Source organism: Anaerotignum neopropionicum, from assembly GCF_001571775.1.
Lineage (GTDB): Bacteria > Bacillota > Clostridia > Lachnospirales > Anaerotignaceae > Chakrabartyella > Chakrabartyella neopropionicum.
Genome location: NZ_LRVM01000007.1, coordinates 64,172 through 81,090 on the forward strand (window position 1 = coordinate 64,172; position 16,919 = coordinate 81,090).

The following is a 16,919-nucleotide window of genomic DNA, read 5'->3' on the forward strand; positions in this document are numbered from 1 at the left end:
AATTACCTAGGGTTTTTCTCTATACTTATTGAAGAAAAGCTTAAAGAAACCAGGCTATTTATGTTGTTGACTTTATTCATATCTCATATTATACACCTATTCGCTATTAAGAGGAAATGTTTTGTTGCGTAATAATAATGTGGCGGGTTTTGATTTTTTTTAATGTTTCATTGCAAAGAATTGAATAGTTTGTTATAATTGAAAACAAATTTTATCATAGAAGGAGTTAAATTACAAATGAAAACACCATTTGTTTCTTTAGAGCAGGCAAAAAAAATAATAGAACAATACCCAACGCCTTTTCATCTTTATGATGAAAAAGGAATTCGTGAAAATGCCCGTCAAGTAAACCGTGCTTTTGCTTGGAACAAAGGGTTTAAAGAATACTTTGCGGTAAAGGCAACCCCTACGCCTGGCATCATGCAAATTTTAAAAGAGGAAGGCTGTGGTATGGATTGTTCCTCGTTTACAGAGCTAAAGCTGTCAGAGGCGGTAGGCTTTTGGGGAGAAGAAATCATGTTTTCCTCCAACATGACACCTGCGGAGGATTTTGTTTTAGCCAATGAGCTTGGGGCAATCATCAACTTTGATGATTTTACCCATATTGCATATTTTGAGAAGCTTGCCAAAATCCCTGAAACGGTTTGCTGCAGATATAATCCGGGTGGCGTTTTTCAAGTTGCCAACGATATTATGGACAACCCTGGGGATGCGAAATATGGCATGACGAAAGAGCAAATGAAGGAAGGCTTCCGCATATTAAAGGAAAAGGGAGCGAAACACTTTGGGATACATTCCTTCTTAGCAAGCAGTACAAATTCCAATACTTATTATCCCATGCTGGCTAAAATTTTATTTGAGTTGGCAGTTGAGCTGAAGAAAGAATTGGATATTCATATTGCTTTTATCAATCTTTCGGGCGGTGTCGGGGTTCCTTATCGCCCTGAAGAATCGCCATGCGATATTATGGCCATCGGCGAAGGTGTAAGAGAAGTATATGAGGAGATTTTCGTTCCGGAGGGCATGGACGATGTAGCCATTTTTACGGAAATGGGACGGTTTATGCTTGCGCCTTATGGAAGCCTTTTGGCAACGGTGGTGCATGAAAAGCATATCTATAAGGAATATGTAGGCTTGGATGCGTGTGCCGCAAATTTAATGCGCCCTGCCATGTATGGTGCATATCATCAAATCACGGTATTGGGCAAGGAAGATGCGCCCTGCGACCATATCTATGACGTGGCCGGCGGTCTTTGCGAAAATAATGATAAATTTGCCATTGACCGGAAGCTGCCCAAAATTGAAATCGGTGATATTGTTTATATCCATGATACCGGTGCCCATGGCCATTCCATGGGATACAATTATAACGGAAAATTGCGTTCTGCTGAAATTCTTTTAAAGGAAAACGGCGAGGCTGCCTTAATGCGTCGGGCGGAAACCCCTGAGGATTATTTTGCAACGTTTGATTTTACAGGGCTATTTAAAAAATAATTAGCATTTCTTCATGCTTGCACAAAAAAATAGCGGCTTATGCCGCTACAGATTGAAGGCAAAGTCAAAACCTTGAGGGCTTTTTGCCCTCAAACACCCACAAGGGTTTCTCCCTTGACCCACCTGAACCCGCATAGAATGCGGGTTCTATAAAGGTTTTTGGTCTTGCTTTTTTCAAAAATCAAGCAGGTGGTCATCAACTTTTGCTATGCAAAAGCCGGCTCTGCCGGCTGCCCTATCTTGGGCAGTGAGGGGCAAAGCCCAAGGTTTGACTTTATCGATACACTGATAGCGGCTTTTGCCGCTATTTTTTTGTTACTTTAAATGGGTATGCATATATTCTTCTCTAATTTCCGCTGGCACCAAGCTGCCGCCGGTTGCCCAGGGAACATGAATGGCATTGGGCATTTTTTGGCTCAGACCCATTTTTTCAATATAAGCCTTGGTAGCCGGCTCTTTCATAAGCTGAATGGGCCCCCAGAAGGCCGCACAGGCAGAGGGTTCTAAGAATATAGTTTGGGAATTTACAATATCACGCATCAAGTCATAAATATGATAATCCTCTAGGGAGAAAATTCCTGATAACATATGCTTCATTACACCGCCTACAAAGCCAGATGCACGCCCTACGGCAAGTCCATCTGCGTGGGTTTGACCTGTCAAGCCGAAATCCTGAACGCAAACCTTGTTTTGTAAGCCTGATGCCATACCCACCAGCATGCAAGGTGCTTGGGTAGGCTCCACAAAAAAGATATGCACGTTGTCCCCAAAAAACTGCTTCAACCCAAAAGCAACGCCACCCGGGGCGCCGCCAACGCCGCAAGGAATGTATACAAAAAGGGGATGCTCCTCATCAATAACGATGCCTTGTTCTTCAAACTGCTTTTTAATTCGTTTTGCAGCAACGGCATAGCCTAAAAATAGCGTAACAGAATTTTCGTCATCCACAAAATAGCTTGTGGGGTCTGCGTCGGAATTTTTGCGGCCAACCTCAACGGCTTTGCTGTAATCGTCGTTGTATTCAATGACCTCTGCGCCACGTTTGCGAAGCAAGTCCTTTTTCCATTGTTTTGCATCGGCAGACATATGAACGATGACATGAAAGCCAAGAACCGCACTCATGATACCGATACTCATACCAAGGTTTCCCGTTGAGCCTACCTGAATCTTAAATTTACTGAAAAATTCCTTAAATTCCTTTGATGCAAATATACTGTAATCATCACTTTCTTTCAGCATATTATGCGAAATAGCCAAATCCTCGGCGTGCTTCAATACTTCATAAATGCCACCTCTTGCTTTGATAGAGCCTGAAATAGCAAGATGGCTGTCTTGCTTTAGGAAAAGTCTTCCGGGTATTGTTGTGTTGTATTCTTTCTCCAATTGATGCTTCATTTTTTTGATTTCCGTGAAAGGAGATTCAATTAAGCCGTTTTCGGGGGCTGTTTCGGGGAACACCTTCAAAATAAAGGGGGCAAAACGAGCCAAGCGAGCTTCTGCATCATCAATATCTTTCATAGTAACTTCTATTTCTGGCAGGGCCATTTCTGCAGTCTTTAAATTCTCATTTACCCAAACAACTTCTTTGCCATTACTCACATCCTTTAAAAGCTCTTTGTTGTTCATTTGATTCCAAAGTTCTTGATCCATATACAATTCCCCCCGTTTTTATTGTTGTTTTTGCTAAAGTTGATTACTATTTCTTTCGTAATCGTATCATAATGCATGAAAATCTGCAAGAGGACTATATTTTGTTGTGGCTTGGCTCATTTTTGCGAAATATTGACAGCCTCTTTCACTGTCATGTATACTAAGTTAAGGCAACACCGCATCATACGCGGCTGACGCCTTGGACGCCCATCTGCTTGCATCTTTTCCGTTAGCCTGCACAAAATGCTCTCAAATACCTCCAGTATTCACTGTGCGTTTTGTTTTGTCTGACGAAAAACCAGACTGCACAGCTGGACATACAGAACTATGAGGAATTACCTTGATATTTTTAGGGAAAGCTTGGCACTTATTTGTGCATTGCTGATTCTAGTATATTTGAGGTTGTTTCGTTTAAGATAAGATAAAAAGCAGCTCTTTCAAGGATTATTCTGCGAAAGAGTTTTTATATTTCATATTTTTTTAGAAGGAGCATTTATGAACGATTATCAAGGAATGGTGGATAAGCTGATACAGTGGTATCAGGAAAATGCGCGGGATTTACCTTGGCGAAGAACAAGGAACCCTTATTATATTTGGCTCTCGGAAATTATGCTGCAGCAAACCCGTGTTGAGGCAGTAAAACCTTATTTTGAGCGTTTTATTGAGGTTTGCCCCACAATAGAAGCTTTGGCTTTTACCCATGAGGAAACGCTGCTAAAGCTATGGGAGGGTCTTGGCTATTATAGTAGGGTAAGAAACCTGCAAAAAGCGGCGAAAACAGTGGTAGAAGAATATGGAGGAAGCTTGCCCGCGGATTATCAGGCTTTACGAAGGCTAAGGGGGATTGGCCCTTATACTGCGGGAGCCATTGCATCCATTGCATTTTCACTTCCATATGCGGCGGTGGATGGGAATGTTCTAAGGGTAATGTCCCGCTTGACGGTGGACTCTAGGGATATTTCCTTAGAGTCCACAAAAAAGGCATGGGAGGAAGAAATTATTTTGATGATGCCCAAGGGGAAGGAAGGCACCTTTACCCAGGCATTGATGGAGCTTGGAGCCACGGTTTGCCTGCCCAACGGTATGCCAAAATGCCAGGCTTGTCCAATAAGGGAGTTTTGTCAGGCCTACAGAAAAAATGCCGTATTACACTATCCCATAAAAAGCCCGAAAAAGCAGCGGAAATTAGAATATATCTCTGTTTTCTTTTTGGCAGAAGGCAAAAAAATAGCTATTTGCAAAAGAGCGCAAAAAGGTCTGCTTTCGGGCCTTTGGCAGCTGCCCAATTGTTCTGAGGATATAGCTATGCCCGTTATTTTGAGGGATTGGGGCATAATATCTGCTGATATTAGGCTAATGAAAGCACAAAAACATATTTTTACCCATATAGAATGGCATATGAATTGTTATTTTGTCGATGTAAAGAAAAAAGAAAATCAAACTTTTCTTTGGTTAGAAAAGGAAATGGTGGAAAAAGAGTATGCATTGCCCTCTGCCTTTAAAAAGATTTGGATGGAAGGCTGCGGGTTTTTGGAGGAATAATATGGATATTCTAGAGTTGGTTCGGGCATATCAGCCATATAATATGGAAGAGGAAAAGGAAAAGGAAATTGTTTTGGAATTATTAGATCAAAGGAGGGAGCAGATTTTATTTCGTTCCTTCCCTTTCGTTCATGCTACGGCAACTGCCATGGTTTTTAATGAAAAGAAGGATAAAGTTCTAATGATTAAGCACAATATTTTTGATACATGGGCTTGCGTGGGCGGTCATGCAGATGGCAAATCTGATCTTATGTGGGTTGCAAAAAAAGAATTGCAAGAAGAAACCGGCGTTGTTGAAGCAACACCCATTTCTCGAGAAATTCTTTCCTTAGATATTCTTTTGGTTGCTGGGCATTATAAGAATGAGGCTTATGTCCCCAATCATTTGCATATCAACGCTACCTTTGGTTTTATTGCCAATGAAAATGTGAAGCTTACAATAAAGGCGGATGAGAATTCCGACGTGGCATGGATTCCTTTGGAGGAAATAAATTCCTATTGCAAAGAAGTAAGTTTTGTAAAAGTATACAAAAAAATAATCGAAAAAATTATTTATTGATAATTATTATCTGTTGATTTTTTCTAGTTTGTCTAGTAAAATAGTATGAGAACGGAAATAAATAGGAATAGAGTGAACAACTATGGAGAAAAGCGAATTGGTGAGAATTGCAAAGAAGAATGACATAGAAAGCTTTTATCATCTTTGGAAGCTCTGCTTTGAGGATAGCGATCGTTTTTGCAGCTGGCTTTTTCAAAATAGATTTTTTCCCGATTATTCTGTTTGTCTTGAGAAAGATGGAGAAATTCTAAGCGCTATGCAAGGGGTGCCTTATAACATACAGGTTCGGGAAAAGGTATTGGAGGGCGTTATGCTTTGCGGTGTTTCTACCCATCCCAGCCATCGCCAAAAGGGGTATATGCGTAAAATATTTACCTTTGAAATGGATCTGCTGCGACGAAAAGGCGTATTACTTGCCGTACATACTCCTGCTGTATTAGGGAGCTATTTTGCCTATGGGCATTATCCTGTGGCGGATGCGGCATATATTCAAGGCAAAAGAAAGGTTGAGAAAAGAGATGATTTTATTATCTTGGAAAAATCTCAATGGCCGGCATTGTTTCCTTTATATAAAGCAAATATCGGGGAAAGCTACAGTGGCGCACTAAGACGTACGAAACAGGAATTTTTGCGTAAGTGCGAGGATTATGTCTCGGATGGTGGCAGATGTATCGTTTTTCAAGATACAATAATACAAGGCTATGCGTTTTATTACCTTATGGAAAATCAATTAATCTGCCCTGAGGCAGTGGCAAACCCTGGTTTTTATAATGCTTTATTAGAAGAAATATTTGCGTTGGCAAAAGGGAGAGAGGTTTTGGTTAAGCTCCCACCTGATATAGATACTTCTCAGCAATTTGGCACCAAGAAGTGCTATCCAAAGGGAGTTGCAGGCGTTTGCAATATTGGTGCAATTCTTAAAAAAATGGAAATATATTGTCCCTATGCGGTTGAATTTTGCGATCCAATCGTACCGGAAAACAACGGCATTTTTTCCTTTGATGGAACGAAAGTGTGCGAAAAGCCGGCAATCAAAATTGATGCGGGGCATTTTCTGGGTGTGATCATGGGATATGCTTCCTTGGAAGAGGTAAAACCCTTTGTCACAATTTTTAATCAGGAAGGCTATGATTTTATTAATCAAGCTTTACCTAAATGTAAATGTTATATTATAGATGAATATTAATTGGAGGCAATTATGCAATGTATGAATGAAATTGAAGTGGAAGAGAAAAAGGAAGAAAAAACGATAAATTCCGTTTTTATATTTCAGCCAATCACGTTAGATAAAAAGGCCTTGATTGAAAGCTACACCAAGCCTTGGGGTGCTGAATGTTCTGACCTTTCCTTTGCAAATATGTTTATTTGGGGCACTGAGGGAAAAATGCAATATGCAGAAAAGGACAATGTGCTTTTCATTAAACTAGATTTTATAGGAGTTCCTGTGTATTTTTGGGCACCCATTCCTAAATTTGGAGTCAAGGTGGATTACCGTAAGGCGGTTTGTGATGCCATAGATTATATGAAAAAGCTTGGGAGTGAGCCAACCTTTCGCTCTGTTTCCAAGCCATTTTATGAAATGCTGCAAAATGCCTGTCCCCAGCTTTATATTCAGCCCACGGATATTGCATGGGATTATATTTACGAGCGGGAGAAGATGGAAACACTGAAGGGCAAAAAACTGCATGCAAAAAGAAACCATATTAATAAATTCCTCTCACTTTACCCTGATTTTGAGTATAGAAAGCTGGATTCCTCTATGATTCAGGATTGTATTGCCCTTTATGACCAATGGCAGGAGGAAAAGGAAGAGGAAAGCACAGAATACAACGAAGAAAGGGAATCCGTGCTTTTGGCTTTGAAGCATATGGAGGAGCTGGGGCTGGTAGGCGGTGCAATTTTTATTGACGAAAAGTTGGTTGCCTTTACGTTAGGCGAAAGATTGCAGCCCCATATGCAATTGGTTCATATTGAAAAGGCGGAAGCCTCTTATGAAGGTATCTATCCCATGATTAATCAGCAGTATGTGAAAAATGAGTGCATGGACGTGGAGTTGATTAATCGGGAGGAGGACATGGGGATCGAAGGTATGCGGAAGGCAAAACGCGCATACTATCCCGTTAAGATGATCGAAAAATTCATGTTTAGTACACACGACCTTTCTCAAGCAAAAGGAATTTGGGGCAGGGAGAATGAAAATTGATTTACTCCACTTTAAGTAATTTTGGTAGAGATAATTTTTTAATATGAAATCGATTGATATTAATATAGGTAAAGTCGAAAAGCCCAGGCTACATGGATTCTAAGAAGAATTTTATGTACGCAGTCGGGCTTTTTATATATTTGACTAATACGAAAAATTAAGCATTTACTGGATTTTAGCTTTTCTTGAAATATTCCCCAGAGTAAATCACAAGTTTTATTCTTCGTCCTCTTATCATATCTTAAATAGGAGGAGGGGAAGAGAATGAGCTTTATTGATGCAATCAAGCAATTGATTATAGAATTGGGCGCAGGCGGAATTTTTGTTGCCACCGCTTTAGAATATGGCTGTTTTCCTGTTTCCAGTGAGATCCTGTTGCCCTTTATTGGCTATGTGATTGCACTAAATCATTATAGCTTATTGAATGCCATACTCATTGCCACATTAGGCGGTATGATTGGAACCACCGCCTGCTATTTAGTGGGGAGAATAGGGGGACGGATGTTTGAAGAACTGGCGGTGCGCTTTGAGTGTATTGCCCTTGGCGTTAAAAAAGCGCAAAGTGTTTTTGAAAAATATGGAAAGGAATCTGTCTTTTTTGCCAGACTTTTTCCCATCGCCCGCACCTATATTTCTTTCCCGGCAGGCTTGGCAAAAATGCCGGCTATTCCTTTTGTGGTATATACTGCCTTTGGTGTATTGATTTGGAATACTGCTTTAATTAGCGCGGGGTATTTTTTGGGTAGCCATTGGGATATTTGTATAGCATTTTTAAAAGCTTATCAATGGCAATTGTCAGGTGGCATTGCCCTGGCGGTAATTCTATTTATTGCAGCAAAAAAATTTCTGAGGAAAAAGCATGACTGAATAAAGATGAAAAAAATCACCGCAGAGGAACTTCTGCGGTGATACGATTATTCAGGAAGCTGACTTAAAGCATTTTGCACATTTACAAGCTGGTTGGAATCAGGATAGTCGTTAATCACCTTTTCATAATAGGTTTTCGCCTTTTCTGTATCTCCGTCATTTTCTGCTATTTTACCTAAATAGAAATAAGCATCATCAATAAAATTTTCTGTGGATGCGTATTTTAAAGTGGCTTCCAAGTTGGTTTTTGCTTCAGGGAATTTGTTGCTCAAAAAATCACTCTTGCCTTTGGTGTAAAGGCTATCTGCCGCTTTTGGGTAAGCTGTCGCTTTCAGGGAATTGTATTTTGCAATATCTTCATCGCTAAAGCCTATGGTTTCAATACGATCCAGTGTGGAAACACAAGCTTCATAATCCCCGTCAGTCATTTGGGACACGGCGGTTTGCAATAACTCCAGGTTCGCCTGCTTTGTTTCCTCGCTGCGTAAACGTTTGTTTTCATTCTGTAAGGTTTCCAATTCGGTTCTCATGGCTAAAACTTCTTGCGGAGACATTTGAGTTTCGCCCGCGTAGTTATCAACCTTTGTCTGCAGATCTGTAATTGCTTTGTCCTTTCCTTCGTTGATGGCGGGCATAATTAAAACCAAAATCACAATCGCCGTAGACGCAACACCAAGAACGAAGGAAATAATATCTTTTTTTTCTAAAACCCCAACTTTCTTTTCCTTTCGCTTGTATCTAGGAATAGGTGGGGCGCTGTCTGTTTTTTTCACAGGAACCGTTTTTTGCAAGGCATCCTCTTTGTTTTCTGTGGAGCGGGCAGCTTTTTTTCGGCTGCTATTGGAAGCACCGCCATTGATAATACTTGCATATTTTAATGCCTTTGGATTCTTGGTGTCTTTTTTTAATACCATGTCAACAAAATGCTGGGCTCGTTTGTTGTTCTTCTCATCAATACAGCACAGCGTTAGCAAATTATAAGCCTCAATAAAATCCGGGTTGCAGTCTATGGCTTTTTTTAATTGAATAATAGCCATGTCATCACTGCCGTGGTTTAGATATAAGAGGGCTTGGTTATACATAATCACAGCATCGTTATATTTTTCCATTTCTCGGGCATTTTTTTGCAAAAAGTCCATATAGCCAAACGCCGGGTTATTTTCCTTCATAATAGAGGTACTGACAATCCAATGCTTTAAAGCATTGGCAATTCTGCCTGTTTCGCAATAAATCAGCCCCAATAGGTTTCGGGCTTGAACGTTATTTTTATCAAAAAGAAGGCTTTGCTCCAGTTTTTCTGCTGCGCCTGAAAGATCCATTTCCCTTGCCATTTCTAATGCTTCGTTATACAAGCAGATAGAAAGATTTCTGGTTCTAAGAAAAACAAAGGTATCAATCCCGCATTTTGGGCAGAGATAGCCTTCGGAAAAATCATATCCACAATTCGGGCATCTCATTTTCATCGCTCCTTTGCTTATTCTTGAGAAGCACTGATTTTTTTATCTTCTGCAATATGTTCTAAAATATCAACCAAATCTTTTAATTGATTGGGCTGTAGTGCTTCTTCAATTTGATCCAGCTCAAGGATGGGCTGATATCTGGAAAGTTCATCTTTAAAATTGAACATAATGTAACCTCCTTATTCAATTGACAGTATATAGGAACGCAAGGCACCAATCATATAAAGAGAGCCGCAGCAAAGAATTATTCCTGCTTCATCGGTAATTCTCAACGCTTCATGATACGCATTTTCAAGCTGGGGCTCAATATAGATAGGCAGCTCTTTAGATTGTATGATATTTGCTAACTTTTTTGCATCCAGCTTTCGCTCGCTGTGGGGTTCCGTTAGAACCACTTGATGGGCAAAGGGTAAAATCAGTTTTGCCATTTTTTCGTATTCTTTATCACCCAAAACGCCTAAAACCAGGGTGATTTTTTTGTTTTCAAAATAGATTCTTACACTTTCTGCCAAACGACCAATTCCATCTGCATTATGGGCACCATCGAGAACAACCAAAGGATTTTTTTTGCAAATTTCCATCCTGCCTGCCCAAAATGATTTGGAAACTCCGGTTTGAATTTGATTTTTGGTCAGAGGAAAGCCGCTTTTTTTCAAAACCTCGCAAGCCTCTAAAATTGTAACACAGTTTTGAACTTGATGCTGCCCTAATAAAGGTAAAAACAAGCTTTCATAGGTAAATGACCCACTTTTTACGCCAAAAATAGTTCCTTCCAAAGTTTGAGCGAAAATTGTTATCTCGGCATCCTTTGGGCAAAACAAGGGAGCATTCAAAAATTGAGCTTGGGTTTTTACAATATTATATACTATTTCTTTCTGGAAATACAACACCACCGGACAATTTTTCTTAATGATACCAGCTTTTTCCCCTGCGATTTGCTCTATTGTATTTCCCAAGAAATCTGTATGATCCATACTGATGGACATAATAACGCTTAGGATGGGGCTTTCAATAATATTTGTTGCATCAAATTTTCCGCCAAGGCCTACCTCGATTACGGCAATATCCACGCTTTCTTCGGCAAAGTACAAAAATGCAGCCCCCGTGATTACTTCAAAAAGGGTGGGGGCAGCCTTTCCTTCTGCAATTAACTGCTTACAGGCAAGCTTTGTTCTGGTCATGATTGTGGCAAAGGCATCATTTGAAATTTCTTGACCATTTATAAGAAAACGTTCGTTATATTTTTCTAAATGAGGAGAGGTATAGCAAGCGGTGCGGTAGCCTGCCTCTTGTAAAACAGACGAAAGCATTGCCGCAGCTGAGCCTTTCCCGTTGGTTCCCGCAATATGAACTACTTTGAGCTTTTTTTCGGGACTCCCCAGTTTTTTCATTAAATCAAAGATTCTTTCCAGCCCGGGGCAGGATGCAAACCCGATTTCTTCTTCTAGATATTGTATACTTTCTTTATAATTCATATTGTTCTCCATTCAACTATTGAAAAAGCTGTAAAAATTTGGTTTTCTATTGAAAAGGCTACCAGGGAAAATCAGTTTCAATAAAGTTTGTTGTTTCTAAAAAAATGCAGCTTTTTTTAACAGTAACAAAAATGTAAAAAATGATTTTAACGGTTCCTTTTATAAGCCTGTATCTATTATACCAAGAATCAAGCATTCTGCAAGAATATTAAGAAAACCACAAGAGAAATTTACGAAGGATTTTAGATTGCAAATTATTGTTGTCTGAATGCAAATAAAATTGTATAATAAAACAGATTTGTGGCTTAAGAAAGGAGAATTACCTTGAACGAAGATATAAATTTTGATAAAGAAAGAAAAAGGCAGGTAGAAAGACGGAGATTGAGAGAAAAAAAGCGTCAAAAGTTGAAATGGATACGATTTGGTGTTTTTCTTGTCATTGCCATCGTGATTGGACTTCTCTCTTTTGGAATTATGAAAAATTTTATGATGTCGTCTGTAGAAGAACCTGTTTTAAGTGGCGAAACGATAATTGTAACCATTCCCCAGGGTGCGTCTACGGCTGACATAGCTAATATTCTAAAGGAAAATAAGCTGATTAAAAATACCTTTATGTTTCGTTTAAGCAGCAGGCTTGACGGTTTTGACGGAACCTATCAGCAAGGAACCTATGAAATTGATAAGAGCCTAAACGATACACAGATTATGGAATTATTGCAAACGGGTGTGGTTTTTAATGATATAAAGTTTACTGTTCCTGAAGGGTATACAACTAAGCAGATTGCTGAAAAGGTTAAAGAAGCTGGTATTTGTACGGCGGAGGAATTTATTGAGGAATGCAACACAGGCAGATTTGATTTTGAATTTTTGAAAAACCTGCCGGACAGAGATTTTAAGCTGGAGGGCTATCTTTTTCCTGATACCTACTATATAAAGGAAGAAACAACGGCCCACGAGTTGATTGAGGCGATGTTGGCACGTTTTGAGCAAATGTATACAAAGGAATATCAAAATGCTGTGTCAGCAAGTGGATATTCTTTGGACGAGATGGTAACCATAGCGTCAGTAATTGAAAAAGAAATTAAATTGGATGAGGAGCGTCCTCGCGCTGCCGGCGTAATTTATAACAGATTGAAGGATGGAATGCCTTTGCAAGTGGATGCCACTGTTTTATATGCCATGGGCATTGTGAAGGAGGACATTACCACCGTCGATTTGCAGTACGATTCCCCTTACAATACCTACAAAGTAACTGGGCTTCCCATAGGACCCATTTCTAATCCGGGAGAGGCGTCCTTCAAGGCTGCTCTTAATCCTGAGGATAATAACTACATTTATTATATTGTTGAAGCAAAGGGGCAGGATAATCACGTTTTCTGCGAAACCTATGACCAATTTTTGAAAGCCAAGGAAAAATATAAGGCAAGCGGTAATTAATTTTAGGAGAGAATAGAATGAATTATGTAACGGACGAAACAATGAATACCTTCTTGCGTACCATTCAGCCAATGTATGACGGTGTTTTAGGCGAAATCCAAAGAGAGGCAAATGGGGCGAATGTGCCCATTATTCCTTTGGAAACAGCCAGATTAATTAGTGTTTTGCTTACCATGAAAAACCCGAAGCATATTTTGGAAATCGGTACTGCAGTTGGCTTTTCTGCCGGACTTATGAGCCGTTATTTACAGCCCGGCGGCACTGTAACCACCATTGATCGTTTTGAGGTTATGCTAAAGGACGCCCGTCCTAATATTAAGCGGATGGGACTGGAGGATGTCATTTCGATTTTGGAGGGAGATGCGGCGGATATATTGCCAACGCTGGAGGGGCCATATGACGTGATCTTTTTAGATGCGGCAAAGGGTCAGTATCATAGCTTTCTGCCCCATTGCCTTCGATTATTGCCCGTGGGAGGGCTTCTGATTGTGGATGACGTTTTGCAAGGAGGAACCATTGCCCAAACCCGTTACAGTGTGCCAAGAAGGCAGCGTACCATCCATAAACGCTTAAGAGCGTTCCTGTGGGAGATTACCCATAATGAAGCGTTGGAAACTTCCATTATCCCCATAGGGGATGGCATGGCCCTTTGTTATAAAACAAAGGAAACAAAAGGAGAAATTAAAAATGTGGAAACAGAATAAGCCGGAGCTTTTGGCTCCTGGGGGAGATTTGGAAAAATTAAAAATTGCAGTTTTATACGGTGCGGATGCTGTATATATCGGCGGCGAAGAATATGGTCTGCGGGCAAAGGCAAAAAATTTTGGTTTGGATGCCATGGCAGAGGGGATAAAATTTGCCCACGACCATGGGGCGAAGGTGTATATTACAGCTAATATTTTTGCTCATAATGCGGATTTTAATGGAATGGCGGAATATTTTCAGGCAGTTGAAAAAATCGGCGCAGATGCCTTGATTATTTCCGATTTGGGGGTGTTTTCTGTGGCAAAGGAAGCAGTTCCTAATATGGAAATACACGTCTCAACTCAAGCAAATAATACCAATTATATGAGCGCATGCATGTGGTATCAGTTGGGAGCAAAGCGAGTGGTTTTGGCAAGAGAGCTTTCTTTTCAAGAAGTGAAGCAAATTCGGGAAAAAATCCCCCAGGATATGGACATTGAAGCCTTTGTGCATGGAGCTATGTGCATTTCTTATTCGGGCAGATGCTTGTTAAGCAACTATTTAAGCGGCAGGGATGCCAATAAGGGGGCTTGTTCTCACCCGTGCAGATGGAAGTATCATTTGGTTGAGGAAACCAGACCCGGGGAATATATGCCCATCGAGGAGAACGAACGAGGAACCTATATCTATAATTCCAAGGATCTTTGCATGATTGAACATATTCCCGATATTTTAGAATCGGGGATTATGAGCCTGAAAATTGAAGGGCGTATGAAAACACCGTTTTATGTTGGTACGGTGGTTAAGGCCTATAGACAGGCAGTGGATGATTATTTGAAAAGCCCTGCATTATATCACGAGAGGTTGCCATATTATTTGGAAGAGGTTTCAAAAGCCAGCCATAGAGATTATACAGAAGGTTTTTTCTATCAAAAGCCTGACGGGAAACAGCAGATTTATAACAGTAATACCTATATTCGCGGTTACGATTTTATCGGTATGGTTCAGTCGGACAGTGACCCTGCTACAGGGATTGCTGTTGTGGAGCAGCGAAACAAATTTTCCGTTGGCGAGGAGATCGAGGTTATGCCGGCAAAGGGAGATGCCTTTACCATGAGGGTATCAAAAATGATGGATGAAGATGGGAATTTTGTGGAATCTGCGCCACATCCTCAGCAGATTTTACAAATATTCTTTGAAAAACCAGTGAGAAAATTCGACATGTTGCGCAAAATTGTGTTGGATGCAAAATAAAAAACTTGATTTTTGTCAGAAATACGGCTATCCTATATAGTAGAATTGAGAAAAAGGAAAAGGAAAAGCTTATGGAATTAACACAGTGTATTAACTATTTATTGACTACGGCGCAGCATTCTGTTTTTCAGTTTTTAAGTTCCAAGTTGTCTGAGTATGATATTACGCCTTCACAGTATGGTGTATTAAGCTGCTTATGGCAAAGGGATTTTGCTACGCCCAAGCAAATTTCTGAAATTCTTTGCTTGGAAACATCTACTATTTCAGGCGTGCTGGATCGTATGCAGAAAAAAGGTCTGATAGACCGAGTAATCAACAAAGAAGATAGACGCGAGGTAAGAGTAGTTCCAACGGAAAAAGGAAAGGCATTAGAAGAGCCGATTTCTAAAATTATTGATGATGTGAATGAAGAGGTTTTGAAGTGCTTTAGCGATGAGGAAATTGCTGTTTTGAAAAATAATCTAAGGATTATTGCAGAAGGAAGTCATTATGCAGAAGGGTAAGTAAGAAAGGTGGGTCATTGACCTGCTTTTTTTTTGGTGAAAATTCAATATGTATCAGGGCAAGCCCTGATTAATCTTTTAAAGCGGCATTTAGCTTTTTTAATGCTTTTTTTTCGATTCGTGACACGTACTCGCCTGTTACACAAGGACTAAATTTATTTTTTAAAAACGATGCTGAAAGATTGCCATGGCAGTAGTTTTTATTAAAAAAAGCAGAAAGAATTTTATTTTGAATTAAATATAGTTGAAAAGGCCGTATTGCAAGGTAAATCATGCAAATCGGTTTTTTTTGCGTGCTTAATTTTTTTGTTTTATAGAAGTATAAAATTTTTTAATAATACATCAATACAAAATATACTGAAGGTATCTTTTTATAATTCATAGGTTTTGAATAAATGTCAAACTAGTTTGCCGTAGTGGAAGGTTTTGCACAAAAAATGATTTTTGAGAAAAATTTTATTTTTACGGGCATATTGACATTCCAGTGATTGTATAGGCTATAAATTAAGATATAAATGCTGTCCTAAGAAAACTTGTGTATATTATTTTATTTGTTTAAAAATGCTTTTCGTGTTTTTAGTCAAAAGGAAACCCAAAGAAAGTTATTTGCAGAAATATCAAAAAAGGAAGGATGAATGGAATGGACTTTTCATTAACGAGAGAACAAGAACTTTTGAAGAAGCTTGCTTGCCAATTTGCCGAAGACGAATTGGAGCCCGTTGCAGAAGAGATTGATCGTGAACATGTTTTTCCTGCCGAAAACTTTAAAAAAATGGCGGGCATCGGTCTGACGGGGATTGGTATTCCCAAAGAATATGGCGGTTCTGGAGGCGGAACGTTGGAGAAGGTAATTGCCGTTTCTGAATTTGGTAAAAAGTGCATGGCTTCTGCTTCAATTTTATCAATTCATTTGATTGCACCCCAAGCTATATATAAATACGGAAATGAAGAGCAAAAACAAAAATTTCTTCCCCCTTTGACAAAGGGTGGAGAACTTGGTGCCTTTGCATTAACAGAACCAAATGCAGGTTCCGATGCGGGAGCAGTAAAAACAACAGCCATTCTTGATCCCCAAACAAACGAATTTGTGTTGAACGGAACAAAATGCTTCATTTCCGGAGGAAGCAGAGCAGGCATTCTTGTAGTATTTGCTTTGACAGACCCGAAAAAACGTTTAAAGGGCATGTCTGCCATTATTGTGGAACGGGGCACTCCGGGCTTTAGCATTGGTAAAATCGAATCAAAAATGGGTATTGCGGGATCCGAAACAGCGGAGCTCATTTTTGAAGATTGCCGTGTTCCTGCTTCTAATCTTCTTGGAAAAGAAGGCAAAGGCTTTAATATTGCCATGCAGGCGCTGGATGGCGCCAGAATTGGTGTGGGAGCCCAGGCAATTGGTATTGCGGAAGGAGCCATTGATTTATCCATAAAATATGTAAACGAACGTATTCAGTTTGGAAAGCCCATTGCAAGCTTGCAGGGAATTCAGTGGTATATTGCTGATATGGCAACAAAAACCGCTGCTGCAAGGGCTTTGGTGGAATATGCCGCTTACCTTGAGGATGCCGGAAAGCCTTTCACAAAGGAATCGGCGATGTGCAAATTAAATGCTTCTGAAAATGCTCGTTTTGTAACAAATTTGGCACTGCAAATCCATGGCGGCTATGGCTATATGAAGGATTACCCGTTGGAGCGAATGTATCGTGATGCCAAGATTACGGAAATTTATGAGGGTACTTCGGAAATACATAAGGTTGTAATCGCCAGAGAAGTAATGAAAAGATAAAAAGG

Annotated in this window: 15 protein-coding genes; 11 read left to right on the top strand and 4 right to left on the bottom strand. The window is 39.9% G+C overall.

Features of this window, described 5'->3' with window-relative positions:
- Positions 1-237: 237 nt before the first annotated feature.
- Entirely contained in the window at positions 238-1,494 is a 1,257-nt protein-coding gene (locus CLNEO_RS10990; protein ID WP_066088724.1) for a diaminopimelate decarboxylase family protein, read from the top strand.
- 315 nt (positions 1,495-1,809) lie between these two features.
- Here the strand turns inward: CLNEO_RS10990 and CLNEO_RS10995 are convergent, their stop codons facing one another.
- Positions 1,810-3,144 carry a D-serine ammonia-lyase gene (locus CLNEO_RS10995; protein WP_201032910.1) on the bottom strand — a complete coding sequence of 445 codons (1,335 nt, stop codon included), beginning with the start codon at positions 3,142-3,144 and terminating at the stop codon, positions 1,810-1,812.
- A 495-nt stretch (positions 3,145-3,639) separates the two neighbouring features.
- Between CLNEO_RS10995 and mutY the strand changes: the two genes are divergently transcribed.
- The 5 genes from mutY to CLNEO_RS11020 all read left to right on the top strand — a co-directional run bounded on the left by mutY (position 3,640) and on the right by CLNEO_RS11020 (position 8,315).
- The gene (gene mutY, locus CLNEO_RS11000) at positions 3,640-4,686 is read left to right on the top strand and encodes an A/G-specific adenine glycosylase (protein ID WP_066088726.1); all 1,047 of its coding nucleotides are present in this window, start codon (positions 3,640-3,642) and stop codon (positions 4,684-4,686) included.
- A gap of 1 nt (position 4,687) precedes the next feature.
- Complete coding sequence (locus tag CLNEO_RS11005; RefSeq protein WP_066088729.1) at positions 4,688-5,245, top strand: NUDIX hydrolase; 558 nt, start codon at positions 4,688-4,690, stop codon at positions 5,243-5,245.
- 82 nt (positions 5,246-5,327) lie between these two features.
- Positions 5,328-6,431: a GNAT family N-acetyltransferase gene (locus CLNEO_RS11010; RefSeq protein WP_066088732.1), complete on the top strand. Its 1,104-nt coding sequence runs from the start codon at positions 5,328-5,330 to the stop codon at positions 6,429-6,431.
- Between the two features lie 21 nt (positions 6,432-6,452).
- Entirely contained in the window at positions 6,453-7,448 is a 996-nt protein-coding gene (locus CLNEO_RS11015) for a DUF2156 domain-containing protein (RefSeq protein WP_157723553.1), read from the top strand.
- Between the two features lie 264 nt (positions 7,449-7,712).
- Positions 7,713-8,315, top strand: a complete 603-nt coding sequence (locus tag CLNEO_RS11020) for a DedA family protein (RefSeq protein WP_066088738.1) — start codon at positions 7,713-7,715, stop codon at positions 8,313-8,315.
- A 47-nt stretch (positions 8,316-8,362) separates the two neighbouring features.
- On the opposite strand, the gene CLNEO_RS11025 is transcribed toward CLNEO_RS11020, so the two are convergent.
- Genes CLNEO_RS11025 through CLNEO_RS11030 form a run of 3 tightly spaced genes read right to left on the bottom strand, consistent with a single transcriptional unit; the run spans position 8,363 to position 11,250 of the window.
- Positions 8,363-9,772, bottom strand: a complete 1,410-nt coding sequence (locus CLNEO_RS11025) for a tetratricopeptide repeat protein (protein WP_066088740.1) — start codon at positions 9,770-9,772, stop codon at positions 8,363-8,365.
- A gap of 17 nt (positions 9,773-9,789) precedes the next feature.
- Positions 9,790-9,942, bottom strand: coding sequence for a hypothetical protein (locus CLNEO_RS15870; RefSeq protein ID WP_157723554.1), 153 nt, complete (start codon positions 9,940-9,942; stop codon positions 9,790-9,792).
- 12 nt (positions 9,943-9,954) lie between these two features.
- A complete protein-coding gene (locus CLNEO_RS11030; protein WP_066088743.1) occupies positions 9,955-11,250 on the bottom strand; it encodes a bifunctional folylpolyglutamate synthase/dihydrofolate synthase in 1,296 nt (431 codons plus the stop codon).
- A 324-nt stretch (positions 11,251-11,574) separates the two neighbouring features.
- Between CLNEO_RS11030 and mltG the strand changes: the two genes are divergently transcribed.
- The 5 genes from mltG (at position 11,575) to acrC (ending at position 16,914) form a co-directional block, all read left to right on the top strand.
- Positions 11,575-12,687, top strand: a complete 1,113-nt coding sequence (gene mltG, locus CLNEO_RS11035; RefSeq protein ID WP_083531979.1) for an endolytic transglycosylase MltG — start codon at positions 11,575-11,577, stop codon at positions 12,685-12,687.
- Positions 12,688-12,704: 17 nt separating this feature from the next.
- On the top strand, positions 12,705-13,391 hold the full coding sequence (locus CLNEO_RS11040; RefSeq protein ID WP_066088746.1) for an O-methyltransferase: 687 nt from the start codon (positions 12,705-12,707) through the stop codon (positions 13,389-13,391).
- Complete coding sequence (locus tag CLNEO_RS11045) at positions 13,375-14,625, top strand: peptidase U32 family protein (protein WP_066088749.1); 1,251 nt, start codon at positions 13,375-13,377, stop codon at positions 14,623-14,625. The genes CLNEO_RS11040 and CLNEO_RS11045 overlap by 17 nt, the downstream gene beginning before the upstream one ends.
- Positions 14,626-14,696: 71 nt before the next feature.
- The gene (locus CLNEO_RS11050; protein WP_066088880.1) at positions 14,697-15,128 is read left to right on the top strand and encodes a MarR family winged helix-turn-helix transcriptional regulator; all 432 of its coding nucleotides are present in this window, start codon (positions 14,697-14,699) and stop codon (positions 15,126-15,128) included.
- A 640-nt stretch (positions 15,129-15,768) separates the two neighbouring features.
- On the top strand, positions 15,769-16,914 hold the full coding sequence (gene acrC / locus CLNEO_RS11055; RefSeq protein ID WP_066088752.1) for an acryloyl-CoA reductase: 1,146 nt from the start codon (positions 15,769-15,771) through the stop codon (positions 16,912-16,914).
- Positions 16,915-16,919: the final 5 nt, after the last annotated feature.